Source organism: Lysinibacter sp. HNR, assembly GCF_029760935.1.
Taxonomy (GTDB): Bacteria; Actinomycetota; Actinomycetes; order Actinomycetales; family Microbacteriaceae; genus HNR.
Genome location: NZ_CP121684.1, coordinates 512,891 through 539,324 on the forward strand (window position 1 = coordinate 512,891; position 26,434 = coordinate 539,324).

At 58.0% G+C, this 26,434-nt stretch carries 25 protein-coding genes; 17 read left to right on the forward strand and 8 right to left on the reverse strand.

The window, feature by feature from the left end; all coding sequences use genetic code 11:
- Positions 1–175: 175 nt before the first annotated feature.
- The 5 genes from FrondiHNR_RS02270 to FrondiHNR_RS02290 all read right to left on the reverse strand — a co-directional run bounded on the left by FrondiHNR_RS02270 (position 176) and on the right by FrondiHNR_RS02290 (position 5,135).
- Positions 176–1,561: an MFS transporter gene (locus FrondiHNR_RS02270; protein WP_279353627.1), complete on the reverse strand. Its 1,386-nt coding sequence runs from the start codon at positions 1,559–1,561 to the stop codon at positions 176–178.
- The gene (locus FrondiHNR_RS02275) at positions 1,558–2,526 is read right to left on the reverse strand and encodes a nucleoside hydrolase (protein ID WP_279353628.1); all 969 of its coding nucleotides are present in this window, start codon (positions 2,524–2,526) and stop codon (positions 1,558–1,560) included. Before FrondiHNR_RS02275 ends, FrondiHNR_RS02270 begins: the two co-directional genes overlap by 4 nt.
- A 51-nt stretch (positions 2,527–2,577) precedes the next feature.
- Positions 2,578–3,336, reverse strand: coding sequence for a GntR family transcriptional regulator (locus tag FrondiHNR_RS02280; RefSeq protein ID WP_279353629.1), 759 nt, complete (start codon positions 3,334–3,336; stop codon positions 2,578–2,580).
- A 70-nt stretch (positions 3,337–3,406) separates the two neighbouring features.
- Positions 3,407–4,108, reverse strand: a complete 702-nt coding sequence (gene deoC / locus FrondiHNR_RS02285; RefSeq protein ID WP_279353630.1) for a deoxyribose-phosphate aldolase — start codon at positions 4,106–4,108, stop codon at positions 3,407–3,409.
- 112 nt (positions 4,109–4,220) lie between these two features.
- The gene (locus FrondiHNR_RS02290; RefSeq protein ID WP_279353631.1) at positions 4,221–5,135 is read right to left on the reverse strand and encodes a ribokinase; all 915 of its coding nucleotides are present in this window, start codon (positions 5,133–5,135) and stop codon (positions 4,221–4,223) included.
- 404 nt (positions 5,136–5,539) lie between these two features.
- On the opposite strand from FrondiHNR_RS02290, the gene FrondiHNR_RS02295 reads away from it, so the two are divergent.
- On the forward strand, positions 5,540–5,947 hold the full coding sequence (locus tag FrondiHNR_RS02295) for a hypothetical protein (protein WP_279353632.1): 408 nt from the start codon (positions 5,540–5,542) through the stop codon (positions 5,945–5,947).
- Positions 5,948–6,374: 427 nt separating this feature from the next.
- Here the strand turns inward: FrondiHNR_RS02295 and FrondiHNR_RS02300 are convergent, their stop codons facing one another.
- Positions 6,375–6,653 carry a hypothetical protein gene (locus FrondiHNR_RS02300; protein WP_279353633.1) on the reverse strand — a complete coding sequence of 93 codons (279 nt, stop codon included), beginning with the start codon at positions 6,651–6,653 and terminating at the stop codon, positions 6,375–6,377.
- Positions 6,654–7,694: 1,041 nt separating this feature from the next.
- Between FrondiHNR_RS02300 and FrondiHNR_RS02305 the strand changes: the two genes are divergently transcribed.
- The 10 genes from FrondiHNR_RS02305 to FrondiHNR_RS02350 all read left to right on the forward strand — a co-directional run bounded on the left by FrondiHNR_RS02305 (position 7,695) and on the right by FrondiHNR_RS02350 (position 18,921).
- On the forward strand, positions 7,695–8,450 hold the full coding sequence (locus tag FrondiHNR_RS02305; RefSeq protein ID WP_279353634.1) for a sugar phosphate isomerase/epimerase: 756 nt from the start codon (positions 7,695–7,697) through the stop codon (positions 8,448–8,450).
- Positions 8,447–9,556 carry a Gfo/Idh/MocA family oxidoreductase gene (locus FrondiHNR_RS02310; RefSeq protein WP_279353635.1) on the forward strand — a complete coding sequence of 370 codons (1,110 nt, stop codon included), beginning with the start codon at positions 8,447–8,449 and terminating at the stop codon, positions 9,554–9,556. The genes FrondiHNR_RS02305 and FrondiHNR_RS02310 overlap by 4 nt, the downstream gene beginning before the upstream one ends.
- A gap of 151 nt (positions 9,557–9,707) precedes the next feature.
- Entirely contained in the window at positions 9,708–11,039 is a 1,332-nt protein-coding gene (locus FrondiHNR_RS02315; RefSeq protein ID WP_279353636.1) for a sugar ABC transporter substrate-binding protein, read from the forward strand.
- A gap of 83 nt (positions 11,040–11,122) precedes the next feature.
- Positions 11,123–12,118 (forward strand): sugar ABC transporter permease, encoded by a 996-nt coding sequence (locus FrondiHNR_RS02320; protein WP_279353637.1) that lies wholly within the window; start codon positions 11,123–11,125, stop codon positions 12,116–12,118.
- Positions 12,111–12,950 carry a carbohydrate ABC transporter permease gene (locus tag FrondiHNR_RS02325; protein WP_279353638.1) on the forward strand — a complete coding sequence of 280 codons (840 nt, stop codon included), beginning with the start codon at positions 12,111–12,113 and terminating at the stop codon, positions 12,948–12,950. The genes FrondiHNR_RS02320 and FrondiHNR_RS02325 overlap by 8 nt, the downstream gene beginning before the upstream one ends.
- 23 nt (positions 12,951–12,973) lie before the next feature.
- Positions 12,974–14,071, forward strand: coding sequence for a Gfo/Idh/MocA family oxidoreductase (locus FrondiHNR_RS02330; protein ID WP_279353639.1), 1,098 nt, complete (start codon positions 12,974–12,976; stop codon positions 14,069–14,071).
- Complete coding sequence (locus tag FrondiHNR_RS02335; protein ID WP_279353640.1) at positions 14,068–15,096, forward strand: sugar phosphate isomerase/epimerase; 1,029 nt, start codon at positions 14,068–14,070, stop codon at positions 15,094–15,096. The genes FrondiHNR_RS02330 and FrondiHNR_RS02335 overlap by 4 nt, the downstream gene beginning before the upstream one ends.
- Before the next feature lie 610 nt (positions 15,097–15,706).
- On the forward strand, positions 15,707–16,255 hold the full coding sequence (locus tag FrondiHNR_RS02340) for a YqaJ viral recombinase family protein (protein WP_279354451.1): 549 nt from the start codon (positions 15,707–15,709) through the stop codon (positions 16,253–16,255).
- Between the two features lie 196 nt (positions 16,256–16,451).
- A complete protein-coding gene (locus tag FrondiHNR_RS02345; protein WP_279353641.1) occupies positions 16,452–17,204 on the forward strand; it encodes a response regulator transcription factor in 753 nt (250 codons plus the stop codon).
- A complete protein-coding gene (locus FrondiHNR_RS02350; RefSeq protein WP_279353642.1) occupies positions 17,197–18,921 on the forward strand; it encodes a HAMP domain-containing sensor histidine kinase in 1,725 nt (574 codons plus the stop codon). The genes FrondiHNR_RS02345 and FrondiHNR_RS02350 overlap by 8 nt, the downstream gene beginning before the upstream one ends.
- 119 nt (positions 18,922–19,040) lie before the next feature.
- Here FrondiHNR_RS02350 and FrondiHNR_RS02355 read toward each other — a convergent pair whose 3' ends face one another.
- Complete coding sequence (locus FrondiHNR_RS02355) at positions 19,041–20,681, reverse strand: amidohydrolase (protein ID WP_279353643.1); 1,641 nt, start codon at positions 20,679–20,681, stop codon at positions 19,041–19,043.
- Between the two features lie 194 nt (positions 20,682–20,875).
- Here FrondiHNR_RS02355 and FrondiHNR_RS02360 point away from each other — a divergent pair, with 194 nt between their 5' ends.
- Entirely contained in the window at positions 20,876–21,475 is a 600-nt protein-coding gene (locus FrondiHNR_RS02360; RefSeq protein ID WP_279353644.1) for a TetR family transcriptional regulator, read from the forward strand.
- Positions 21,476–21,693: 218 nt separating this feature from the next.
- On the forward strand, positions 21,694–22,455 hold the full coding sequence (locus FrondiHNR_RS02365) for a nuclear transport factor 2 family protein (RefSeq protein ID WP_279353645.1): 762 nt from the start codon (positions 21,694–21,696) through the stop codon (positions 22,453–22,455).
- 388 nt (positions 22,456–22,843) lie between these two features.
- On the opposite strand, the gene FrondiHNR_RS02370 is transcribed toward FrondiHNR_RS02365, so the two are convergent.
- The gene (locus FrondiHNR_RS02370) at positions 22,844–23,461 is read right to left on the reverse strand and encodes a TetR/AcrR family transcriptional regulator (RefSeq protein ID WP_279353646.1); all 618 of its coding nucleotides are present in this window, start codon (positions 23,459–23,461) and stop codon (positions 22,844–22,846) included.
- Positions 23,462–23,538: 77 nt separating this feature from the next.
- Between FrondiHNR_RS02370 and FrondiHNR_RS02375 the strand changes: the two genes are divergently transcribed.
- From FrondiHNR_RS02375 to rplL, 4 genes are all read left to right on the forward strand, one after another.
- The gene (locus FrondiHNR_RS02375) at positions 23,539–24,291 is read left to right on the forward strand and encodes an SDR family oxidoreductase (RefSeq protein WP_279353647.1); all 753 of its coding nucleotides are present in this window, start codon (positions 23,539–23,541) and stop codon (positions 24,289–24,291) included.
- Between the two features lie 330 nt (positions 24,292–24,621).
- On the forward strand, positions 24,622–24,891 hold the full coding sequence (locus FrondiHNR_RS02380) for a hypothetical protein (protein WP_279353648.1): 270 nt from the start codon (positions 24,622–24,624) through the stop codon (positions 24,889–24,891).
- 363 nt (positions 24,892–25,254) lie between these two features.
- A complete protein-coding gene (gene rplJ, locus FrondiHNR_RS02385; RefSeq protein WP_279353649.1) occupies positions 25,255–25,770 on the forward strand; it encodes a 50S ribosomal protein L10 in 516 nt (171 codons plus the stop codon).
- 86 nt (positions 25,771–25,856) lie between these two features.
- Complete coding sequence (gene rplL, locus FrondiHNR_RS02390) at positions 25,857–26,249, forward strand: 50S ribosomal protein L7/L12 (RefSeq protein WP_279353650.1); 393 nt, start codon at positions 25,857–25,859, stop codon at positions 26,247–26,249.
- The last annotated feature ends 185 nt before the right edge of the window (positions 26,250–26,434 follow it).

The window sequence follows — 26,434 nt, forward strand, 5'->3', positions numbered from 1 at the left end:
ATCTGGTTTTGTTCGTACAGTTTCTCGTACTCGACGGGGGTGCGCATTCCGAGCCTGGAGTAGCGTCAAATACGGATTACCCGTTCGCGGGTAGCGCCAGGCCCGGGTCACTGCGCCAACGAGCAATGCCGGGCCTGGTCACCGCGTTAACGAGTAGCGCCGGGCCCCGCGTCAATTAGACCCGTTCCCCCTCAACCTGTTTTGCGGGAAGCGCAAAGGACACGGAGAGCGCGATCACCGCCAGAACGCCAGCCACTATCAGGGCCTGCTTAAAGCCCGCGGTATCCGGTGTCGCCGCTATGGTGGCGGCGAGCATCCCGATTCCGATCGAGGCACCAAAGTTGAACATGGTGGAGTTGAGCCCGGGTAGAATTCCGGGCTTAGAGGCGGGGGCGTAGATTATCCCGAGTCCGTTGAGCGCGGTGGCGCTCGCGGCCGAGTAGGTGGCTCCCATGAGGAAGACCAGCACAAACGCAACCCACTGGTGTTCGATTCCCGCTATGAGGCCCAGGATCAGGGCAGCGCTCCCCGCGAGGCCGATCCGTAAGACCAAGCGGTAGCCCACGCGAGGAGCGAAGTGTCCCGCAAACGGGGCGACGGCCCAGCCGAGCAGCGAGAACGGCAGGAGGAAGAGCAGCGCCGATACCGTTCCGTTCATACCAAACCCCACGTTGACGTCTTGCGACCAGGCGGGGATCAGGAAGAGTAGCACGGCGAAGCTTGACGACATTGTAAAGAATGTGGTGGCGAGTAGTCCCCACACGCCGCGCTGCCGCAGAACCTTCATGGGGAGGAGCGGCTGCTTCACGCGGTTTTCGATCAGGCCAAACGTTATCAAGAGGATGGCTCCGGCGCCGAGGCAAGCCCAGGTGTAGCCGTGGGTCCAGCCCGCTTCGCCAAACGCAAGCGTGAGTCCGCCGTTGATGGCGAGCAGGGCGAGGGCGAGGGTTATGGTTCCCGGCCAGTCCATGCGTGAGCCGACCACAGCATCCGATTCTGGAGTCCATAAGCGAATCAGCACGATCGCGAGGAGCTCGAGCACAAGGGTGAGCGCAAAGATTCCGCGGAATCCGAGGGTGTCTGCGATGATTCCACCGAGCAGCGTGTCAACGCCACCCACTCCGCTGTTGACGGCGGTAAGAATTCCGAGGTACTTGCCAAATTGGCGCTTGTTTAAGAGGTCACGCAGCATGAGGATGCTGAGCGAGATGGTGGCTCCGCAGGCTCCCTGTAGGGCTCGCCCAATCATGAGCATGGGAACGTTAACCGCGATTGTGGCGATGAGGCTACCCGCGGCCATGACCGAAATTGAGTAGACCAGCGCTCGGCGGCGTCCGATAATGTCGCTCAGCGGGGGCAGCACAATTCCCGCAATTGCCGCCATAAAGAGGAACACGGTGGAGGAAAGACCTACCACGGTGGGGGTGGTGTTGAGCTCGGTGCTGATTGAGGTGATGGCCGGGGCCAGCATGGTGGCGTTGAGTTGGAAGCTGGCCACCGCGATGAGGAGGGCGGTGAGGACGAGGGGAGGTCTCACCGTGTTCGTGGGTGTGACGCTCACAGGTTTCCTCCAAACTCACGGCTGGGCGTGATCTCTTGTGCGAGGAGGCTTGTGATCAGCTTGTAGAAGGCATCCGAGTCGATTCGTTCCACCACCATAGCGTTGTTTGTGAGTCCGTGAACACCCCACGACATAGCCGAGTATCCGCGGGTTAACTCCGATGAGGTTTCAACGGCGACGTTGTAGGGACTCTGCTCCAGGATGAGCTCGGGGTGCAGCAGGATCGCCACGGAGAGCGAGTCGGGGTGGGTGGTTCCTGCTATGCCCACAGACTCGTCAAAGGCGAGGGTGGCGGCGCAGATCCGGGTGAAGAAACGAGCGAGGGGAGTGTCGATGGCCTTGATCTCGGCCAGGCGTTGGTGACCAAACACGGCATCGTTCAGGGTGAGGGGCGCCCACGGCACAACAACGATATTGAAGCCCGCCTCAAATACCGTCTGTGCAGCCTCCGGGTCGACGTAAAAGTTGAACTCGCCCGCCGCCGTAATATTGCCTCGGGCATTGTTTGAGCCACCCATGATCACGAGCGAGCGCACGTTTTCTGCAAAGGTGGGGTCTTTGACCGCGGCCATCGCGATGTTGGTCAGGGGCCCAATTGCCACGATGTTGACCTCTCCCGGGCTCTCGTTGACGATGCGAATCAGGGCGTCGACCCCGTGCTCCGTTTCTGCCGCCTGGTCGGACATGTCCATGCTGAGACCGCCGCTGCCGTCGCCGTGAACGTTCTCTGCGGAGACCCACTCGCGCATGAGAGGACGTGTGCAACCCAGGTATACAGGAACTTCACCGAGCCTTCCGGCGACGTTCAGCGTCATGAAGGCGTTTTGTACCTGGCTGTCAAAGCCCACGTTCCCGGCGACCATGGTGATGGCCTCTAGCTGAGCGGCATTGTCAAGCAGACCAACAAGCAGGGCAATACAGTCGTCCTGAGCGGTGTCGGTATCAATAATGAGTCGAGTGGTCATGGTGTTTCTTTCTTTTGGGGGTGTGTAATAAAAGCTGGAGGGAGCAATATTCTATGTGCGTCCGACAACGGAGGTCACGCGAATCTTGGCGGAATCAAGCCATACATCGGAGTATTCAACGGGGCGGCCGTCCTCAAGATAGGTCACCTGTTCCAGGTGTTGAACAGGGGTGGATTCGCTGAGGCTCAGGGATTCCACCACCTCGGCGGGTGCTAAAACCGCGGTGAACGTGCGGCGTCCCGAACCGATTGTGAGGCCGTAGCGGTGTTCAAGCACTCCAAAGAGGCTCACGGTGTTAAAATCGATTTCTTCGATACCGGGGGCCAGGTCGGTGCGAACAAAGTTGATGAGGTGGGCAACGGGTCCCTTGTCGGTGACACCTCGCCGGACCAGGCGCAGAATGCGCTCTCCCGCCCGAACATCCAGCAGCGAAGAAACCGGCCGTGGAGCTTCAATGAGGGATGTTTCGATCACCTCGGTGCGCCACGAAATATTTTGCGCGGCAAAGTCCTCCGATAGGGTGCTGAGCTTCTGTGCGATAGCGGGTTCCAGGACCGTGGAGGTGACAAAGGTGCCGCGCCCGCGAATCTGGACGAGCATCCCTTCGTTGATGAGCGTGGTGAGGGCGCGTCGCAGCGTGCCGCGGCTCACACCGAGTTCCGCTGCGAGGTCGGGTTCGGGCTTGAGCCGGTAGTGAGGGGCCCAGTCTCCGCTTGATATTCTCGAACGGATGTCGTCGGAGATCTGCGCGTGAAGGGGTGCGGGGAAGCTGCGGTCGGGCGGGGAACCAAACGATCCGGACTCATCCATGTGCTGTTTTCCTCATCTCTTGTGCACATCGGCGTGCGGTCCGCACCGGGGTTGGTGCGGACCCCTGGGTCTAGTAGCTCGCGGTGTTGGCGTCCGCGGTTTGCGTGACGATCTGGATACCGGCGCTCGTTCCGACGCAGACGGCACCCGCCTCAAGCAGGCTAATCGTCTGCTCAAATCCCTTGATCGATCCGGAGGCCTTCACCAGCACACCCTCGGGCGCGCGCTCCACCAGGTAGCGAACGCTTGCCGGGTTGGCCGTCTCGATCTGGCCGCTGCTGGCGTTTTTGAGATAGGTGGCTCCCGCTTCGATCGCAAGCTGCACGGCGGTTTCCTTCTCGACGTCTGTGAGCAGGGGGAGCTCCAGCATCACTTTAATGGGCACGCCCGCCGCTCGCACAACCCCGGCAATGTCCTCGCGGAAACCGTCGAAGTCGCCGCTTTTGAGCCACCCGATCTGCACCCCAATATCAATCTGGGTTGCCCCCAGGCGCACCAGTTCGGCGGCCTCGGCAGCCTTACCGGCGCTGGTCATCACACCTACCGTGGGAAAGTCGAGAGCCGACGCAACCTCAATGCCGGTTCCCCGCAGGACCTCGGCGGTGAGCGGAACCCACGATCCCGGAACCATGGCCGCGTTAAAACCGAAGGACGCAGCCTCCTCCGCGTGGCGCGTCATATCTTCGCGGGTGGAACCCACCTCTATTTTGGTGTGCTGAATGTACGGGGCGAGCTGCGCGGGGGTGAGTGAGCGAAAGTCAACGGTGGTCATGGTTCTCCTTGGGGGTGTCTGTGGATGTGGTGTGTCTGTGGGGTGTGTTTTGTTTGTGTGGGGGTTGGTGTTTGTTCGGGGTTTCTGTCTGCGAAATGATGTGGTGAGCGGGTTAGCGTGTGCCGGGTTCTGGAACCTGATCACGACGTGGAAGCGCGGGAATTACCTCGGCAATCGACACCGCGTGGGCACCAACGTGCGCAGCAAAACGGGCTGCGTGGTGCAGGCTGTGTCCCTCGGTGAGGGCAACCGCGAGGGCTGCGGTAAACGAGTCGCCCGCTCCGGTTGTGTCGACGATTTGCTTGGGGGCGACAGGAGTCACGTGCTGAATCCCAGAGTGGGTTGCGAGCACAGCGCCGTCTGCGCCGAGGGTGATCACCACATCTGTCCCCGTTATTGAGTGGAGTTGTTTAGCCAGGTGTTCGGGGTTTTGGTGGGTGTTGTCGAGATCGTTGCCGAGCAGAACCTCGGCCTCGGTTCGATTGGGGGTGACCACGTCGATCCAGGCCCACGCCTCCCGGGGGATGGGCGCGGCCGGGGCGGGATTGAGCAGGGTGCGGGTTCCGTGTTCGTGGGCGATTCTGAGCGCCTCAAGAGCAACGGGAACCGGAATCTCCAGCGAAACAATAACCATATCGGCGCTTGCGAGTACCTCGGTGAAGTTGTGAACATGTTCGGCGGTGAGCTGTTCGAGGGCACCCGGCGCGATGATGATGCGATTTTCACCGCTTTCCTCCACCAGGATAAACCCGGCCATGGTTGGTTCCTGCACGGTCACAACGTGGGAGGCATCGATGCCCTCTGTGGCCCAGAGCTCGTGAGCGCTTCGAGAGTATTCATCGTTACCAACCGCGGTGAGAAAAGTGACGTCGGCACCGAGCCTGCTGGCCGCGACAGCCTGATTGGACCCTTTTCCCCCGTGCCCCGACGCGAATACGCCGCCGCTGAGGGTTTCCCCCGCGCGCGGAACCTGGCTGACGCGCATGGTGAGACCCACACCATAACTGCCAACAATAGCGATCTTCATTGTTCCTGCTTGCCGTTCTTGTTCATGGACATATATGAACATAGTTACCGTAGCACATCCGGTGGGTCGTGGGATTTCAGGGCGGGTTCTGTGGGTGTTCTATTCGATTGCTGCCCTAGGTTCTGCTTGCTCGCTGCCCGACTTCGAGCCAAATGCGTACAGTGTAGAAACATATCTCATCGATAGGCGAAATTTAGTGAGACTCCCGAACAAGCTTTTGTGGAGTTCGCTGGACAGAGCGGTTCATTCAGGTTTTAAGTCAAGCAGAGCGCTAAAATTAGACAGTGGAACCCACTGTTCTCAGCTAGAATAGGGTGTCAGGTTTCTGTGTTGAATCTCGTGTGAGGGAGCCTGCTGACGCTAATTGACAGCTGTATGCTGGACATATGCTTGAGACGAGCTATGTGATTGATCCAATTTCACAGATAGAAATCCCCGTGCCTCCGTTTGCCACGCCAGAACGAGCAATTAAACGTGCGGAGCGAGAACGCGCGGGGCAGCTACGGCAGATTCGCTTTTACCCTGATGGCACAAATCCCTGGTCGCTCTGGGAAAACACGGAAACGAACCCCCTGCCAACACCGCACGATCTCGGTTTGAGCAGTCAGCTCGCTGCTGACCTTCAAGCCTGGTATGAGGACTGGAGTGTCAACTTTCGATATGACGGGCCTCAGGATGAGGATTTTTCTCGTCGATGGCTCACAGAAGGAGCCCGCCTGGCCGCCCAGTTGCGAGAGGAAGTCTGGGACTTCGCGGAGATCATCCCCGGGGGAAGTGGGTGGGACGCGAAAGGTGGCAGGTGGGACTACTAGCACCTGCCACCTTTCAATCAGCAAACTTGTCTGCTTGTTGGGAAAGAAGTGATGAGTCGATCACTGTCAGATGCCCATGCAACTTCCACCCGGAATGAATACAACTCCTTCCCCGTCTTGACATCTTGCAAATATAACTGATTATTTGCACACCACTTATTGCTCAATGAGTCTCTGCGAAGATAGTCAGGGTAAAGGATAACCATCCCTGTTACACCGGACATGAGGTCATCCCATGAATCAACCCCCAGTGCAGATGCCTGCCACCCCACGGCCCTGGCACTGTTAAGCTTCGACTGCCAATCCAGTTCCTTACCTGCCCGGATATGTTTATATCCCCATAAGTTATTACCGCATTTCAGTCGCACATCTCGGCCTCTTCCGTCGTACCAGAACATGTAGTTTGCGAAGACGTCGTTCTCGTTGTTCAAGGAGAAGCACCCAAACCATTGATTCCAGTCGATGAGTCTTGGGGCGATCTCGTTTGGTCAGTATTTGCTGTTTTGTCTGTCAGATCGAGCGTATGTGACTCAATATAGCTATCTGTAATTTGAATGGCTTTGCCATTGACCTTTGTGAAAAGGGCTACAGTTTGCGGCTCACGGAATTCTTCTGCAAACGCGGGTGCCACCCCGGACGTGAAAAGTAAAATGGATGCGGCAGCACCAGTTACAAATACCGAAGCCCGACGAGTTAGTTTCTTCATGATGATTCCTCTTCGATGTTCTGATCGAAAACTTCATGAGCATTTCGCCCCCATGCGAGATGAGTGTGTATAACGCAGAGCGTCATTGCCCATATTTGTATGTAATAGTCACACGTTTATTCGTCTAATACAAATTAGATGATACTTAGAGATCTCACCAATAGGCAGTGTCTACTGCGGTGCACTGGGTGATCGGCAGGCTGAGTTGTCGTCGTCGATCTCACATGATCCAGTGAGACCTTCTTCCTCCGCCTTGCCCACCGAGCACCCAGCACATCCTCGCTACGGCACCGCCTATCGGAGGGACCTCTTATATCACTATCTATTTTTCATTTACTTCCGAGCAAAACTGTTATGGGGCTAGTTGAATCTGAGGCTCTCCTTGTTATGTTTTCAAAAAGAGGTTTCAAGTCAGCGGCGATATTAATTTCAGCAAATAAGATGGTCGATGAGATTTTCTGTGTGCCCATAGGCATGGATCTGAGTCGAGCGTGGTTCTATCTGACTTTCTAAGGCTTCATAGGATTTCGGTTATATTAGTGGAATTGTGTCGATAATATGATCGGATGGCTATCTATGTTAATTAATCGTGTCAATGCAGATTTGTGCATCCATTAGCAGCAAGTGATCTATTTTTGCAAAAGGATAAGCGTCACTTTCATTCTTTCGGATCTCATTTCATGCACCAGGCCCTCTGGAGTGCTTGCGAACCCGGCTAGGTCGAGTGTTGACTGATGAGGGGGCGCTGTTAGACGGCGATAGACCTTGCGGGCTGCTAACGGTTATTTTCATCGCGGCGTTTGTTGTAGTAGCTGTCCCTGCGCTGAGGCATAAAAAGCCACGTAATCATTGGTGTTGTGGCTGTGCGCCCTGACTTTTAACTCTCGACAGATTGAAATCTTATGATTCCACAAATTAGAAATACACGCAAAATCGCCTAGTTTTAATTTCTATTGTTTATCTTTTGCTTGACTTAAAACAAAAGTCATAATAGCGTAAACCTAAATCAGACCCGTTCGTTCTTTACTCAAGGGAGAGTTTGTGGCTCGTCCTCTCACTTCGATTCAGCTCTATACGCTGCGTGACCACCTAGAAAATGACCTTGCGAGTACCGTCGCGAAGATTGCCACGATAGGCTTTCGGGCGGTTGAACCCTATAACTTTGCGGTTCGCGCTCACGAGTTGGCAGAGGCCCTTACGGCTCATGGCCTCGTCGCTCCCAGCGGGCACGCGCCACTCCTGTCATCCGACCGGGACGAAATATTTCGTGCCGCGCGGGTGCTCGGCATCACAACGATTATCGACCCGCACGTTCCCGAGGAGCGCTGGGCCTCAGAAGAACTCATACGGCAGACGGCCGCGGAGCTCAACGCTGCGGCAGCCACCGGCCGGGAATGGGGCATCCGCGTGGGCTACCACAACCACTGGTGGGAAGTGGCCACCCGCATCGGCGATCGCACGGCCCTTGAGGTTCTCACCGACTACCTCGAGCCCGATGTTGTGCTCGAGGTCGACACCTACTGGGCCGCGGTGGCCGGGGCAGACGTTCCCGCGCTTCTTGAGCGGCTGGGCTCCCGCGTCACACTCATTCACGTGAAGGATGGCCCCGCCACCCGGGAACCAAAAGATCAGGTGGCGGTGGGCAGCGGAGTTCTCGATATTGAGGCCATTGTGCGGGCCGCCCAGCACCTGGAGGCACGCGTGGTAGAACTCGACGCCACGCGGGGCGACATGTTTGAGGCGGTGGCCCAGAGCTTCGCCTACCTTCAGAGTCTGGAACAGGAGACCGCACGATGACGACAACACAGCAACCGGTTCGCGTGGGAATCATCGGGGCGGGTGTGATCTCGCAGACCTACATTAACAATCTGCGTTCCTTCCCCGATACTCAGGTGGTTGCGGTGGGAGACCTTTTCCCCGAGGCGGCCCACGCCCGTGCGCAGGAGTTTGATATTCCCCACAGTGGTGACGCCGACAGCGTGCTCAACAATCCCGAGGTCGACCTGGTGATCAACCTCACCATTCCCGCCGCGCACGTGGAGGTGGCGCTCCGGGCTATCGAGCGGGGAAAGCACGTGTGGAGCGAGAAGCCGTTCTCCCTGGACCGCGCGAGCGGGCAGCAATTGCTCGCAGCCGCCAGCGACGCCGGGGTGCGGCTGGGCTGTGCCCCCGACACGTTTCTGGGGGAGGGCATCCAAGAAGCGCTTCGCGTGATCGAGAGGGGAGACATCGGAGTGCCCCTCACCGCCGTCACCGTGATGCAGAATCCCGGTCCCGAGCTGTGGCACCCCAACCCCGCCTTTCTTTTTCAGGAGGGGGCCGGGCCGCTCTTTGACATTGGGCCCTACTACCTCACCACGCTGGTGCAAACCTTCGGTTCGATATCCCGGGTTGCCGCGTTGGCGTCCACGGCTCGGAAGCAGCGCACCATCGCGTCGGGTCCCCGGGCGGGAACCGTTTTTGACGTTACGGTTCCCACCCACGTGTCCGCGCTGATCCAGTTTGAGGGCGGTGGTAGCGCGCAGAGCATCCTGAGTTTTGAATCCCCACGCGTGACCCACGGGGTGTTTGAGGTAACGGGTTCCGAGGCCACGCTGTCTTTCCCCGATCCCAATAACTTTGACGGCGAGATTAAAATTTGCCGCACGGGTAGCGATGAGTGGGAATCCCTCATCACCGTCACCGAGAAATCTAGCCGGGGAACCGGGGCGCTTGAGATGGCCCGGGCGATTCGAGAGAACCGCCCGCACCGGGCAACGGGAGAGCTCGCCTTTCACGTGGTTGATGCCATGACGGCGATTGCGGAGTCCGCACGCACACACGAGTTTGTCTCGGTGCACAGCCGGGTGGAGCGAAGCGACCTGTTGCCCACCGATTGGGATCCTCACGCGGCGGAGTTGTAGCCGGGGCGTAATATCGCTTTGAAAAAAATATCGCTTTGAAAAAAATACCGCTTTGAAAACAATACCGCTTCGAAAAACAATACCGCGTCGAGACACATCGCCGGAATAACCGGCACATCACATCCAGTTCACCGTAGAAAATAGGAAAAACATGACACCAACACTCAGAAGACGATTCGCTCCGTTGGCCGCTCTTGCGACAGTTTCGCTTATTCTTGCCGGATGCTCCGGGGGAGACGATAACTCCGGCGGGACTTCCGAGATCACCTATTGGGCCTCAAACCAGGGCACCTCTCTTGAAGACGATAGGGCACGCCTGGAACCCACGCTCAAGCGTTTTGAAGAGAAGACGGGGGTGAAGGTGAACCTGGAGGTGATCCCGTGGACCGACCTCTACACCCGTATCCTCACCGCGGTCTCGAGCGGTGACGGACCCGATGTGCTCAACATCGGCAACACCTGGGCCACCACGCTACAAGAAACTGGCGCGTTTGAACCGGTGGAAGGCAAGCTGCTCGAGGCGGTTGGTGGCGAGGAACGGTTCATTAAGAACTCGTGGGCTACCGGTGGAAAACCCGGTGAGACTCACACCTCTGTTCCCCTCTACGCGCTTGCCTACAACATGTACTACAACACCAAGCTTTTTGAGGAGGCCGGGATCACCGAGCCTCCCGCCACCTGGGACGAGTTTATCGAGGTGGGGCAGCAACTCACCAAAGACACCGACGGTGACGGCACGATAGATCAGTGGGGATTCAGTACCGCGGGAGCGTCGGTACCAAACAACGCGCACTACGTGTTTGCGCTCGGGCTGCAAAACGGTAGCCCGCTCTTTGACAAGGACAACAAACCCCAGTTTGAGGATGACGGTGTTGTTGCCGCAATGACCGCGTGGGTGGGTCTCATGTCCGACGCAAAAATTGTGTCGCCGAGTGATGCCGAAAACACGGATCAGCTCAACAGCGTCACCAACCTGGTCGACGGTAGGGCGGCCATGGTTTTTAATCAGAGCCCTATCAAGGTCTTTAACGCCCGAGACTTTAGCGATTGGGGAGTGGCTATGGTTCCCATGATTGATCCCCTTCCCTCGGGTGGGGAACCAATCGTGAGCCACGTGGCGGGGATAAACCTTTCCGTGTTCAAAAACGCCAAAAACAAAGACGCCGCGATCGACTTTGTGGGCTTTATGACCAGCGATGAGGAGCAGATTGCGCTCAACAAGGCCTTTACCTCGCTCCCGGTGATCCTTGACGGCTACTCCGATCCCGCCTTCCAAACGGAGGAGGTCCAGCTGAAACAGGAGACGCTTGCGAATAACGCGGCACCCATGCCCCTCATCGCTCAAGAGGGCCAGATGGAAACCCTCATTGGGACTGCCTCAAGAGAACTCTTTGCGCAGGCCGCCGCCGGAAAGCTCACGGCGGCGAGTATCCGCTCCGCGCTGTCCGACGCCAACAGCCAGATGTCTGCGGCCCTGCAATAGAGACGGGGTGGGGGCACCCCGGGGCGGTGTGTGATCATCGCGCGCACCGTCCACCCCCTATCCTCCATCGAGAAGGAACAATCGTGACCACTCACGCTCAACCCCCGACAGTCTCCAGAAACGGCACTCAAATCCGCCAGAACCCCAAAGCAACCCCGCCGTCGCGCAAGCGTAAACACTCAAAGCTGGGGTATTTTTTGGTGGCTCCCGCCGCCTTCATGGAGCTTTTTATCCACATCATTCCCATGCTTCTGGGGGTGTGGATAGCCTTTATCGCGCTCAACCAGCTCAATATTGTTAATTGGACTTCGGCGCCGTTTGTAGGCTTTCAAAACTTCATTAACGGGCTCGATCCGAACAGCACCATCGGCCAGCAATTCTTCGAATCGCTCGGGCGCACCGTCCTCTACACCGTTATCGTGGTGGGGGTCTCCTGGGTGCTGGGTATGGCGGGTGCGATATTTCTCAACTCGGCATTTCGCGGGCGAGCTTTTCTTCGCACCTTCTTCCTGGTTCCCTACGCGCTCCCGCACTTTGTGACCACCATCGCCTGGGCGTTTATGCTCAACCAGCGCGACGGCGCGGTCAACCAGTTCCTGGTGGATACCCTCGGTCTCTTTGACGGGGATCGCCCCTTCTGGTTACTGGGCAGCAACGCGCTCATCTCTATGATCGTGGTTAATATTTGGCAGCTGTGGCCGTTTGCGTTCCTCATGCTCATGGCCTCGCTCCAGACCATACCCAACGACATCTACGAGGCGGCGGCGCTCGACGGGGCCTCGCTCTGGAAACAGTTTCGCCGCATCACGCTCCCCCTGATCAGGCCCTCAAACGCCGTGCTGCTCTTGGTGTTATCGCTCTGGACGTTTAACCAGTTCAACGTTCCCTACGTGCTCTTTGGGCAGACCTCGCCCCGGGAAGCCACACTGCTCTCGCCGCTTATCTACCAGAACTCCTTTGTGAGCTGGAACTTCGGGTTGGGAGGTGCGATGAGCGTGCTGCTGCTCGTGGTGCTGCTCGGGGCGTCCCTCGTTTATATTCGCCTGGTGCTCAGAAACAGGGAGGAAGACCATGATTGAAACCCGCGGTTTTAGGATTGCTCGGGCAATCGTGCTGAGCGTGCTCTCGCTCTTTATCGTGGTGCCCCTCTATGTGATCGTGACCACCTCGGTTAAATCACTGCGTGATGTCTCCGGGGTATTTGAGTGGATTCCGCAGTCGATCACCTTCGAACCCTATATCGATATGTGGTCAACCGTGCCGCTGGCCCGCTACTTTATGAACAGCATCATTGTCACCACGAGCGCCACAGTGTTCTCGGTGGTGATCGCGGTGATGGCGGCCTACGCGGTGGCCCGGCTGAGCTTTAGGGGTAAGCGGCCCTTTACCCTCATAGTGCTCTCCACCCAGATGTTCCCCGGTATCCTCTTTCTGCTGCCCCTCTTCCTCATGTTTACGCAGATCAGAAACGTCACCGGCATCCAATTGCAGGGATCATACGGTGGGCTTATTATTACCTACCTCACCTTTACGCTCCCCTTCGCGATCTGGATGCTCTCGGGATACTTTGCCGCTATCCCCGCCGCGCTTGAGGAAGCCGCGATGATTGACGGCACCTCGCGGCTTGGCGCGCTGTGGCACGTTGTCCTCCCCGTGGCTAAACCCGGCATTGTTGCGGTTGCGGTGTACTCCTTTATTAGCGCGTGGAGCGAGGTGCTCTTTGCCTCGGTGCTCACCAACGAATCTACCAAAACCCTCGCGGTGGGGTTGCGGGCCTACGCTAGTCAAACAGACGTGTACTGGAACGAACTCATGGCGGCCTCGGTTGCGGTATCGTTGCCCGTGCTCATCGCCTTTATTCTGGTACAGAAACACCTGGTCGCCGGCCTGTCAGCCGGGGCCGTGAAATGATCGATTGGGAAAGGCTAGTTGCATTGAGAAATCTTCGTGTTGCAATAGTGGGTGCTGGAATGATCGGCGAGGTTCACCGGCGAAGCGCGCTCGCGGCTGGGGCAACTGTCATCGGGGTGATGGCCTCCACACCCCAGCGTGGTACCCAGGTTGCTGGCGAGTGGGGTGTAGAGCACGCGTTTGAGGACATCGACGCTGTGGCGCAATCCGATGCCGAGGTGGTGCACATCTGCTCGCCCAATAATACTCACGTGCCTTTTGCTGAGCGCCTGGCCGAGGCGGGCAAACACGTGATCGTGGAAAAACCCGTGGGCCTCACCGCCCAGCAGGGCGAACACCTCCGCGAGGTGGCGGAGCGTACCGATCGCATCATGACGGTTCCCTTTGTGTACCGTTACCACCCGCTCGTGCGTGAGATTCGTGACCGCTATCGGGCGGGCGAACTTGGAGACCTCAACCTCATCCACGGCTCCTACCTACAAGACTGGCTCCTGGGACAAAAGGCAACAAGCTGGAGGGTCGACCCTCGGGTGGGTGGGGCCTCCCGGGCCTTTGGCGACATTGGCTCACACTGGTGCGATCTAGTGGAGTGGGTAACGGGGGAACGGTTTGTGAGCCTCACCGCCGCCACCTCAATTGCGGTGCCACAGAGGGATACCGCCCAGCCCGTCGAGACGGAAGACTCGGCCCTCGCCCTGCTGCGTTCGGCTAGCGGTGTGCTCGCATCGGTCACGGTGTCGCAGGTGGCCGCCGGGCGCAAAAATCGACTCTGGTTTGAGCTTGATGGTTCCCGGGGCAGCGCGGTTTTTGATCAGGAACACCCGGAACGGGTCTGGCTGGGAGGACCCGAAGAATCGCGGCTGATCTCGCGTGGGGTTTCCGCAGGCTCCGCGATCTCTGCGGACACCCGTCGACTTTCGTTCCTGCCTCCCGGTCACGCTCAGGGATACCAGGACTGCTTTAACGCATTTGTGCACGATAGCTACCGGGCCGTGCGCGGCGAGAGCGTGGAGGGGCTACCGACGCTGGCCGACGGTGTACGGACTTCCCATATTATTGATGCCCTTCTCTCTTCCGCACGGAGCGGCCAGTGGACCAACATAGAAACGGAACAACCATGAGCACACACGCAGAAACTCACAAACAACCGGTCACGCTGTTTACCGGACAGTGGGCAGACCTTCCTCTAGAAGAGGTGGCACGCCTTGCTAGCGGATGGGGGTACGACGGGCTTGAGATTGCCTGCTCGGGAGAGCACCTCGATGTGTGGCGCGCGGTGGAGGATCCCGCTTATCTGCGGGGTCGCCTCGATATTCTTGAGCGGCACGGGCTGGGGGTGTGGGCGATCTCTAATCATCTGAAGGGCCAGGCGGTGTGTGACGATCCCATCGATTTCCGGCACCGCTCCATTGTGGGTAGTCGGGTGTGGGGAGACGGAGACGCCGAGGGGGTGCGGCAGCGCGCTGCCGAGGAGATGAAGCTCACGGCCCGGGTGGCTCGGGCGATGGGGGTAAACACGGTTGTGGGATTCACCGGCTCCAAGATTTGGCAGTACATCGCGATGTTCCCGCCCGTGGGTGCCGACGTTATTGAGGCAGGATTTGACGACTTTGCGCGTCGTTGGAACCCCATCCTCGATGTGTTTGATGCCGAGGGGGTGCGGTTTGCTCACGAGGTGCACCCCAGTGAGATCGCTTACGACTACTGGTCGTCAGTGCGGACGCTCGAGGCTATCGCGCATCGGCCCGCGTTTGGGTTTAACTGGGATCCGAGCCACATGATGTGGCAGAACATCGATCCTGTGGGTTTCATCTGGGATTTTCAGGATCGCATTTATCACGTCGATTGCAAAGATACCCGGATGCGTCCGTCTCAGGGGAGAGCCGGGGTGCTGGGTTCTCATCTGCCGTGGGGCGACCCGCGACGCGGCTGGGACTTTGTATCCACGGGCCGCGGTGACGTTCCCTGGGAAGACGCGTTTCGGGCGCTGCGGTCTATCGGGTATCGAGGGCCGATCTCGGTGGAGTGGGAAGACGCCGGAATGGACAGGCTCCACGGCGCCGAAGAGGCGCTGGAGTTTGTGCGGTCTCTGCTGTGGAAGCAGCCCGAGGCGTCGTTTGACGCGGCGTTTAGTCAGCAGGACTAGACAGGGTATCCAAGGAAGCCGTTGAAACACTAAAACGATTCCTCTCAACCCGAGGCTACAGGGCGCGCCGAGGAGAGCGCCACCTCTAGTCAGCTGCCTCTGAGATACAGGTTTCCGGCTGCACTGTTGTGTCTCGCTCTTGCGGTCGCGCTTGTTGTGATGCGTTTACCCTGGACCGCTTTGCCCGGTCTGGTTCCGGTACACCGGGCTGCAAATGGTCAGGTTGATGGCTATATGAACCCTATTGAAGCGTTTTGGTTTTCGCTGGTGGAGCGTTCCTGTTTGGTGTGTTACCCCTTGCCCTTATGGCTTCGGTGCTGATGATTCAACATCGGCACCCGATGTAACCCGCGGTATCTTCTGTCGCGCCCCGTGGGTCGTTTCGCGATTCGTCTTCATTGTGGCGCAGAATAGAGGGGTGCCTCAATTTGTTCCTGTTCCCCCGCAAGAAGCCGAAAGAGTTCTCGGAGGATCACCTGAACCCCGGGTAGCAGGGCACGCATCCACCACCGGCAGCGGCACGCTGGGGCTTGATATTCCCGCCGATCCTCCGGTGATCACTCTTGCGCCGCACGAGAAATCCTTTGCGCAGCTACGACAGCAGGTTGTTGTGAGCGGGCATGACAGGATCGAGTGGTTGCGGGCCCGGGCCCGCGGTGTGACTGCTACGGACGTTGCAAAGCTCACCTCCCCGCAGTCGGTGAAGAGCGCCGCCTACTCGAAGCTTAACGGTACCGGTTTTAGCGGCAATGTCTACACGGAGCACGGCAAGGCTCGCGAACCTCACATCGCCTCGTGGGTTCGCGGCGAGTACGCGATTCATCCCAGCAATGCGCTCTTTCGCTCAGAGGGCGACGCCCGCCACCTTGCTACTCCCGATGGTGTAGCGGTGCGACATAGCGGCGCAATTGAGCTTGCTGAGATCAAAACCACCAACAAGAATTGGCGCAGTATTCCTCGCAACTATCTGCGTCAGGTATGGTGGCAGCAATACGTTTTGGGGGCGGAACGCACCCTGATGGTGTGGGAGGAGCATCGGGATTTTGTTCCGGTGGGGGAGCCTCAGTGCCGGTGGGTTGATCGTGACGATAACGAAATTCATAAGCTGGTAGATCTTGCGAACCAGCTCATCGCGCAGATTGCGCGGGGGAGCAAATAGGGGCCTTCTGCCCCCTTGGTTCGGTACCCCGGAACCACAGTGTCTGGTCTGTTGAGAAAGCTCATTGCCGTGGTGGTGGGCTCGGTTATTCCGGCTTGGGGGGTCTTCCGTACAGGATGTTTTGCAGGAGATTTTAGGCTCGTATCAGGAGGCCTTTCAAAGGATACACATAGGATAGGCCTATAGCTTTGGAGGAATGAGCATGAGCCCCACACCCAAACCCACAGAGAATGTCACGCTGCGCAAGGCAGATGGGCAGCCCGTTCGGGCACTGGTTGTTGATGATGAGAATTCTCTGTCAGACCTGCTCACAATGGCGTTACGATACGAGGGGTGGGAGGTGCGATCTGCGGCAGACGGTGGAGGTGCCCTTACACTTGCCCGGGAGTTCTATCCCGACGTTATCGTTTTGGACATCATGCTCCCCGACATTGACGGGATGACCGTGCTCTCGCGCCTGCGGGCGGAGGGCAATGAGGTTCCCGTGCTTTTCCTCACGGCTAAAGACGCTCTCGATGACAGGATCGCGGGTCTCACCGCCGGTGGTGACGACTACGTCACCAAGCCCTTTAGCCTGGAGGAGGTTGTAGCCAGGCTGCGGGGGCTGGTGCGCCGCTCCATCCTCACGATGCCTGCTGATGACCCCGTGATTCGCCTGGGAGACCTCACCCTTGACGAAGACAGCTACGAGGTGACCCGTGCTGGTACACTCATCGAGCTCACCAGTACGGAGTTTGAGCTTCTGCGCTACCTGATGCGCAACCCTAGGCGTGTGGTGAGTAAGGCGCAGATCCTTGATCGCGTGTGGAACTATGATTTTGGCGGCAAGGCTAGCGTCGTGGAGCTGTACATTTCGTATCTGCGGAAGAAGATTGACGCGGGACGCAAACCGATGATTCACACCGTTCGTGGGGTTGGTTACATACTGAAGGTTCCCGTCGATGACTAGCCGAGAGGTGCCCGATGCCTCCGACGAGACCGCGTTGCCCGATGCCTCTAACCTCCCTGCGGTGTCCAATACGTCTGCATCTGTGGCACCTGGTGCTTCTGAGGCTTCTGTGGCACCTGGTGCTTCGGGCACGTCTGAAACAACCGGTGTTGCGGATGCGTCTGAAACGACCGGTGTCCCCGAAAGCTCCTCGGCGTCTCAGCGGGGTTCCGGCCTGATTGCCCGGCTGTTCTCCCCCACAACGCTGCGCCGCAAGTTAGTGCTTGTTGTTGTGGCTGTGGTGGCGGGAATCAGCGTGGTAATCGGGGCGGTGAGTATTCTTGCGTTGCGCAACTCGCTGCTTGGACAGCTAGATAACGAATTGGAGTCCAGTTTTAGCCGGGCTCAGGGGCAGGTTTTGGGAACCGGACCCGCCGGTGGGTTTGGACAGTTTGACGTGGGGTATGTGCCGGACGCCTGGCGCATCCTGAACGGTCCGGGGCAGGCATCAGGAACCCTCGCCCTGGTGATCAACGGGCAGGATAGAACGGCGGGCTACCTTGCGGACGACGGGAGCATTTCGCAATTGACCGTGCCGCAGCTTACCTCGCTGGCCTCCCTCGCCATTGATGGTGCCCCGCATATTATTAACCTGGGATCTGGGCTGGGTAACTACAAGCTTATGGGCGGACACGAGAACGGCGTTGCCTTTGTTGTGGGTCTTCCGCTGGAGCCTGTTAATACAACGGTCTCCCGTCTGGCCTGGATAATTGTGCTTATCTCTATTCTGGGGGCATCGATTGTTGCTCTGGTGGCCACCGCGTTTGTGCGCTCCTCCCTGCGGCCACTTGAGCGGGTGTCGGCCGCGGCCTCGCGGGTGTCGGAGAGTGAACTTGATCGCGGTGCGGTAGAGAGTTTTGAGGGGGTCTCTACCGAGGGTATTGATGCTGAATCCGAAGTGGGGCACGTTGTTACGGCTTTTAACACCATGCTTGATAGCGTAGGAAACGCCCTCACTGTGCGTGAGCAGAGCGAAAATAAGGTTCGTCGTTTTGTGGCGGATGCCAGCCATGAGCTTCGCACGCCCCTGGCATCTATCCGGGGATACTCTGAGTTGATCAAGCGTATTGATAGGGAGAACAGTAACCCCGATGTTACCCGCTCTCTTGAACGCATCGAGTCCGAATCGATTCGGATGACCGGATTGGTGGAGGACCTTCTCCTGCTCGCTCGTTTGGATGAGGGGAAAGAACTCGTGACGGGTGCGGTTGATCTCTCCGAGATTGTCACTAACACGGTGTCAGACGCTCGAGTGACTCATCCGGAACACGAGTGGGAGATGAGTGTTCCCGAGAATCCCCTCACTGTTTTGGGAGACGCGGCCAAGCTCAATCAGGTTGTTCTGAATCTCATTACCAACGCACACATCCACACACCGCCGGGGACTCGGGTAACCGTGACCCTCGACAGCGTGGCGGGTAAGGAGAAAAAGCCTACGGCCCAGATTACCGTGGCGGATAACGGTCCGGGTATCCCTCCGGAGCAGTTGTCACACATTTTCGAGCGCTTTGTGCGAGGGGATGAGTCACGGGTGCGCAGCACCGGGAGTACGGGACTGGGGCTCTCGATCGTGCAGGCCCTGGTGGTGGCGCACGGAGGCACGATTCATGTGACGAGTAGTCCCGGTGACACCCGATTTATCGTGCAGCTTCCCCTCGCTCCGCCGCAGTCGAGTTGAGTGCCTCTCTCAGGAGATCGTGTATCGGGGGAAGAGCGTCGAGTGGGCTCAATCACCCCTCCCCGCAACTCAAGGCTGCTAACCGATGGCATCTTCAATGGCTTTGCCGCTGAAAGATGCTAGCCGATCGCGTGTGTGGTGTGGGCGATCTTGCCCGCCACGAGGGTGAGATCGGCGCGGTGAGCGAGCAGCTCCTCTGGAGAATTCTGTAGATCGTAGAGGTTTGTGGACCACACCGCGAGATCGGCGTGGGCTCCCAGCGCAATAACCCCCAGATCGTGTTCGCGATGCCAGGCTGCTGCTCCCACTCGAGTGTAGCCCGCGAGGGCCTGATCGAGCGTGATGATTTCGTTTGTAGTCCAGGCATCCTGTCCGTTGAGCCGGGCGCGTGTCATGCCCGAATACACACCGATTAGCGGATCCATTTCGCCAACCTGCCAATCGCTTGAGAATGCAACACGGGCACCCGACTCGATGAGGCTGCGGTAGCGCCAGGCGCGATCCCAGCGTGACTCTCCCACATTGGCCTGCCAAGTTCCCGCCAGGAGATCGGGTGAGCAGTGTCGAGGCTGCATTGCGGCTGTCACGCCCAGTGCTGCAAAGCGCGGCAGGTCATCCGGGTGGATGCACTCAACGTGTACGATTCCGTGGCGGCGATCCACGGTTTTGTTGGTGACAGTGGCCGCTTCGATTGCGTCGAGAGCGAGGCGGATGCCTCCGTCGCCCGTCGCATGCGTGTGGGTTTGGAAGCCTAGACGGTCAAGTTCGGTGATGACACGGGCCAGCTCGCCCGAGGGGTAGCTGGGGCGTCCGCGCTCTCCCTGGCGGTTGGCGTAGTCCTCGAGCATCAGTGCGGTGTGCGGTTCAATAACGTCGTCGGCGTAGAGTTTGATCGGGCCGAGTGAGAGCACCTCATCGGCAGGGGCATCGTCAACGGCTTCCCTGAGCTGGCTGCGAAATTCACCGTCTGCTCCTACGGGATGAAACAGAGCTGCGATAACTCGGGACGACATGCGCCCCTCGCGTCGGGCGCGATACATGAGGTCAAGTTCGGCAAGTGGCACCTGGGGCTCTACAACCGTTGTGATTCCGGTTGCCGTTGCCATCTCAAGGCTCGACAGTACTTTTCGGTAGCGGCGGTCGGGTGAGTACATGGGAATGTCGCGCTGTAACTGAGCGAGTCCCGCGGTTGTCATGGCGCTGGTGTAAAAATCCGTTACCCAGCCGGTGGGTGTGCCGTTCGAATCTTGCTCGGGCTTACCCCAGAAAATGTCGCTGCCGGTGGTGATCCCTAGTCTGTGCAGGGCGGCGTTATTGAGCCACACAGAATGCTGATCGTAGGTGGTGATAAACACGGGACGGTCGGTGAGTCCCTCAAGGTCGCTCGCGCGCGGGCGGCGTCCGCTCACCACCGAGTAGACGGCGTTTTCGGCACAGATCCAGTCAAGGTCGGGGCGTTGCCGGGCGAACTCGGCTATGCGGATGCGTGCTTCCGCCAGGGTTTCGGCTCCTTCGAGGCTGACCGCGTCGGGGTCAAAGCCGAGTAGTAGGTGGTTGTGCCCGTCGACGATTCCGGGAGTGACGAGCCGTCCTTCCAGGTGTATCGTGCGGGCCGCGGCGGGTGCGTCCTCTGCGGAACCCACGTAGGCGATGTGCCCGTTTTGAATTCCCACCGCTTCGGCCCAGGGCCGTTCGGGTGCAAACGTGCGTACAGTTCCCCCGGTGAGGAGGGTGTCTAGCGTGCGTGTGATGGTTGTCATGAGGGGTCTCCCAGTGGCTGTCCGGTTTTCAACCGAATTCTTTGACACCGACGTCAAAGAATGCATCCAGTGTGGCAGGTCACACGGATCGTGTCAATACGCGGTGCAATGCGAGTGTCGCGGTCAATTCGAGGGTGTGACATACTGTGTGTTCCGGTATCCCTCAGCGATACAGAGGACAGAGGTACTTATACATGGCTAGGCAGCGTAATCAGGAGGAACGTCGCGCTGCCCTCATCGACGCCACCCTCGCCGCCGGTTCGCACCTGGGACTGCGCACCCTCTCACTCTCCGCGGTGGCGGAGGAGGCCGGTATTACTCGCGGCGCCATCCTCTACTACTATGACGACCTTGACGATCTGCTGCGCGAGGCGCATCGTGCTGGGCTGCAACGATTCTCCGACGAGAGGGATGCCCATATTGCCTCGCTCGCAGAGCCCCGGGCCCAGCTTGCCGCTGCCATCGAGCGGGGTCTTCCCACTGGGCCGGATGACGTGCTCATGCGGGTGCTCTATGAGTTTGACGTGCTGGCGGGAACCTCCGCACTGCACAATGAGCTGGTGCAGCAGCTCTATAGGCGTCAACTTGCGACCTATCATCGTGTTATTGCGGCCGGTGAAGCCTCCGGTGACTTCGCCCCAACCCTGAGCCGCGATGACCTGGCCATGACTCTGGTAGCGCTGGAAGACGCCTACGGTCTTCATATTGTGGCGGGGAACGCCCTGATGACGGTGGATAAGGCTCGACGGGCCATGTTTGCTGTGGCGGATCGTCTGGGGTGCTCGATTGAATAACCCGGTGTTGGAGAATCACTGAAGGCTAAAGCGGCAATTCTGGCCGGTGTTTAAGCATTCTCTAGGTGTGGCCTGGGTATGCGCCGTATAGTGCCCAATTTCCAGAGGGAAACGAGCCTTCCCGGAGTAAATTACGTAAGGGCAGTTCCGATGAAAACAGTCGCTACCGCATCAAACGAAATAACCATAATATTTAACGTTTTATGAAGGAGAACAGCATGTTGTCAAAAGAGGTTGTTATTGCTGCAACAACAAAACTCTTTATCGATCGTGAAGAGTCAGCAATAGATGAGTTCTTTGGTCCCACCTACATCCAACACTCGGCCTTGGCGAGCGATGGTCTTGAGGGACTACGTGCACTCGTTTCGAGTATTCCCGAGGGTTTTAGGTACGAGCCGGTACGCGCCTTCTCCGAAGGTAACCTGGTCGTAACTCACGGGATTTATCACGGCTTTGGTGAACAATCCCTAGTGAGTTTTGACGTTTGGCGAGTTGACAACGGGCGTATTGTGGAACACTGGGATGCGCTCGCCCCCGTGGTACCTAACACCCTCTCTGGCCGCACTCAAACCGATGGGCCAACCATAGTCTCCGAGCACGAGAGGACCGACACAAATCGCGCGATCGTTCAGGAGTTCGCCGAGAGGGTACTTGTGGGTGCAGACTATTCCGCGGTTGCACGTTATATTTCAACCGATAACTATGCTCAGCATAATCCCGAGGCTGCGGACGGACTTCAGGGCTTTGGCGTTGCGTCGCAAGCATGGGCCGAGGCGGGTAAACGACTGGACTATAAGAAGGTGCATCAGATTATCGCTGAGGGTGACTTTGTCTTTTTGCGCTCGGAGGGCGAGTTTGGAGAACCCGTTATCTACAACGATCTTTTTCGCCTGCACGATGGGAAAATAGTTGAGCACTGGGACGTGATTGCACCGCTTCCCGCTCCGCGTACCGTGCATCACGGCAACGGGGTTTTCTAGCTCGTTTCAGGAGGTGGACCATACACCTGCCATTTTTAGGAGCAGGGGCTGCCGGGATCGTCATCGCGTGGTTGCGCAGTGTTCGAGAATTATGAGCCACCAGGGTGCACATGGGGCATGTTTTTCGATGATTCAGGTGTGGTTTTTGCGAAGTAAAGCTGGGACGCAGCAGGTCAAGTCATGGTGACCTGTGTGGTATCGGTGTGCATGTAGGTGAGCGAACCTTCTAAGCTCATGACGGCTTTCGCCCCCTATGTGAGGTTCGCCCTTGCAGCTGTTAGATCGACGATCTAGGCGAATGCGAGGTTGTATTCTGGTCGGTTTTGTCGCGGCTGCCAGTGCGTTGCGGATGGCTCTCGCTGGCTGTATCGATTGCGCCGCACTTCGGCTAAGACATCGTCTCTGGAAGCGCTTTAGCTGCGATGTTTGCGATGTTTGCAATTTCTTTTGGTGTAGCGCCGTCACACGCACGCTGCGCGAGTCCGCTGAGTACTGACATTACGTAGCCTGCTAATCCTGCTGCATCGAGACCATCCGCTAAGTTTCCTGCGGTGATGTCGGATTCAAGCTTGTGCCTGAGGCGGGTTGTCTTGTTCTCGCGGATACGTGACATCATCGCGCGCACCTCTAGGTTGTCGCTGCCGGCGTCGCCACTGGCAACAAGGCAGCCGCGCGGTAATCCGCGTCGGGTGTACCTTGCAGGGGCTTCGGCTAGGATACGTTGCATCGCCAGCACCGCGGTGGTTTCTTCGTTCAATGCGGTATCGATGAACTCGCCGTACTTGAGTTCGTAGGCTTTTAATACCTCGTCGAAGAGGGTTCGCTTGTTACCAAAGGCATTGTAGAGACTGGGCTGTCCGATTCCGAGTTCCTCGCTGAGGTCACGCATGCTGGTTGTTTCGTATCCCTTGCGCCAGAACAGGCGGATTGCTCGATCTAAGGCAACGTCTCGGTCGAAACCACGAGGCCTTCCCGGTGTCGCTTTGCCTGTCGTCGTGGAAATCATGCCTTTATTTTATATCGATCGCTAGATAAACTACTAAAGTCAATTTATCTAGCAGTTGATACAAAAAGGAGAATGGGATGGCGAGACTTGATGGGAAGACTGCGCTGATTACGGGTGCAGGGCGAGGGATTGGTCGTGCTATCGCCATAAACCTCGCAATCGAGGGTGCTCGGGTGGCGGTGCATTACAACACCAGCGCCGACGCCGCACATCGGTTAGTTGAGGAACTTGAGGCACAGGGCGGTCAGGCGTTCGCGTTCCGGGCAAGTCTCGGAACGCCGGGCGATGCGGCATCTCTCTGGGCTGCCTTCGACCGCTACGCTGACGGAGTGGACATCATTGTCAACAACGCGGGTATACTCGGCGGACGAGTGCGATATTCAGAGGTGACTGAGACCGACTACGACGAGGTATTTGCTGTCAACACCAAAGCTCCTTTCTTTATTGTCCAGCACGGACTGACCCGCCTGCGCGACGGCGGGCGAATCATTAACGTTTCTACCTCTTTTACCCATGGCTCACGTAACCCCGACCTGTTGGCTTACTCAATGTCCAAGGCTGCGATCGACGCTTTTACGGAGGCGCTGGCAAAACATCTTGGCCCACGCGGCATTACCGTCAACGCTGTAGGTCCCGGTGCGACTGATACCGACATGAATGCATCCCGACTCGCCACACCTGAGGGACGCGAAGCCATCGCATCGCGCTCCCCTTTGGGTCGCATCGCGCAACCGGAGGATATCGCCAGTATCGTCACATTTCTCGCCTCTGACGATGCCCGCTGGGTTACCGGGCAATGGATCGATGCTACCGGAGGTGCGCTGCTCTGAGCGGATGACTTCAGGTGTGGCCGAGTGCGGATCGCTCCCTTCTCGGACGTTGAGGATAGTGATTGGTCTGGGTGTACGCCCGAACCGTGTCCGGTCTCTAATACTGCGTGGTGTCCGTCGAGGATATGTCGATGATGATTGTTTTGGGATAGCGGTTGCGCGAGGACGACGATCGTTCACACAACGGGTGGGGAACGACAGGCGCTCGTGTACTGGGCTGTCGGGCCGCTGGATGCACAGTCGGCGTAGTAGTACACGGGCGCTGTCAGGAGGGTTAACAGCCCTAAGAATCTCTAGATTTGCTATGATTTTTGGGTTTATTATGAACTTATGACTAAGCATAATGAGGGAAACCATAAGGGGGTTCCTGGTGAGGATCCGGCGGTGGATCATTTCGCCTGGTGGAACAAACTCCCTGTTGCAACACAAACCTGGTTGCGGGATCATCCCATGCAGCCGGTCCCTAAAAGCCACTGGAGCAGCCACGCTGAGTTTTCAAATGCTGTGTGGAGGGATCATCCTGACGCGCAGACCGACCCACACAGTTTCTTCCTGACAAACGAAGCATGGGACTTTGTCACCGACCTGCCGCTGCACTAGTACAAACACGGATAGCGTGCTGAATAAGAAGACCGTTTTTCGGTACTGTTCATCTTCCCTGTGAAGTGGCGGTCGGGGACCCCTTCTGCGGTGTGGGCGCCTGCGACGGGGACCGGCTGTTTGACAGTCTCTGTTGCAGTGCGATAGCATTTTCCTTGGCCAAAGACCGCTGGTTGCTTCCCCGCCGTGGGCAGCACGAAGAATCGCAAAGCGAAGCCCGCGCAGGTGTATTGAAACGAAAGAACGGATGTTAGTGCATCCCGACCCAGCTCCAGTGCCCCGCACCGGAGCTTTTTTATTGCGAGGACTTTGGTATCGCTCCACAACCGTGGAGCGGCAAGAAGACTAAGCATAGGGAGCATCATGGCTACAAAGGAAGCCGCGGTCGCTGACCTTCAAAAGAGCTTTGAAGAGTCAACTGCCGTATTGCTAACCGAGTACCGCGGTCTCACGGTTGCACAGCTCAAGGAGCTGCGCGTTTCCATTCGTGAGCACGCAACATATGCCGTGTCGAAGAACACGCTCACCAAGATTGCGGCCAATAACGCGGGAATCACGTCGTTTGATGCCGATCTTGTTGGACCCACCGCTATTGCATTTGTACACGGAGACCCCGTCGCCGTTGCAAAGGGTCTGCGCGACTTCGCCAAGGCAAACCCGCTTTTGGTGATCAAGGGAGGCTACTTTGACGGTAAGCCCCTCACCGCGGAAGAGGTGGGCAAGCTCGCCAACCTCGAATCTCGTGAAGTTCTGCTCGGCAAGCTTGCCGGCGCCTTCAAGGCTTCGCTGTTCGGAGCCGCATATCTGTTCAACGCACCGCTTGCCGGAGCCGCTCGTGCGGTCGGCGCGTTGCGCGACAAGCAGGAGTCTGCAAGCTAGTCACTTCGTGGCCGGTATAAATCGCAGACAGAAACCCCGCTCGTCTCGCACACGCGGATCGGGCAAAAATCACAAGGAGAAATATTATGGCAAAGCTGTCAACCGAAGAACTGCTTGAGCAGTTCAAGGAACTGACCCTTATCGAGCTTTCCGAGTTCGTTAAAGCGTTTGAGGAAACCTTCGAGGTTTCTGCCGCTGCCCCCGTGGCCGTTGCTGCCGCTCCCGCCGCTGGCGGTGCCGGTGGAGACGCTGCTGCCGCTGAGGAGAAGGACTCGTTTGACGTTGTTCTCGAGTCGGCAGGCGACAAGAAGATCCAGGTTATCAAGGTTGTGCGTGAACTCACCAGCCTGGGACTGGGCGAGGCAAAGGCTCTTGTAGAGTCGGCTCCCGCTCCCATCCTGGAGGGCGTCGCCAAGGATGCCGCTGACGCGGCAAAGGCCAAGCTTGAAGAGGCTGGTGCTGGCGTAAAGCTTGCGTAAGTAAGTAACTCCCAGAAGCGGCTCGCATGTGTGCGGGCCGCTTTTGGCTTTTAACTGAGACTTTCATGTGTAAGGATAGCGAAGTAAGCAGATTTTTATACACTTATAAAGGCACTGTCTTGCTGAGGCTTGAGCGGGGAATATAAAAGTAGCCAGGGGCAGATCGAGCAGAGACAGTGAGTCTA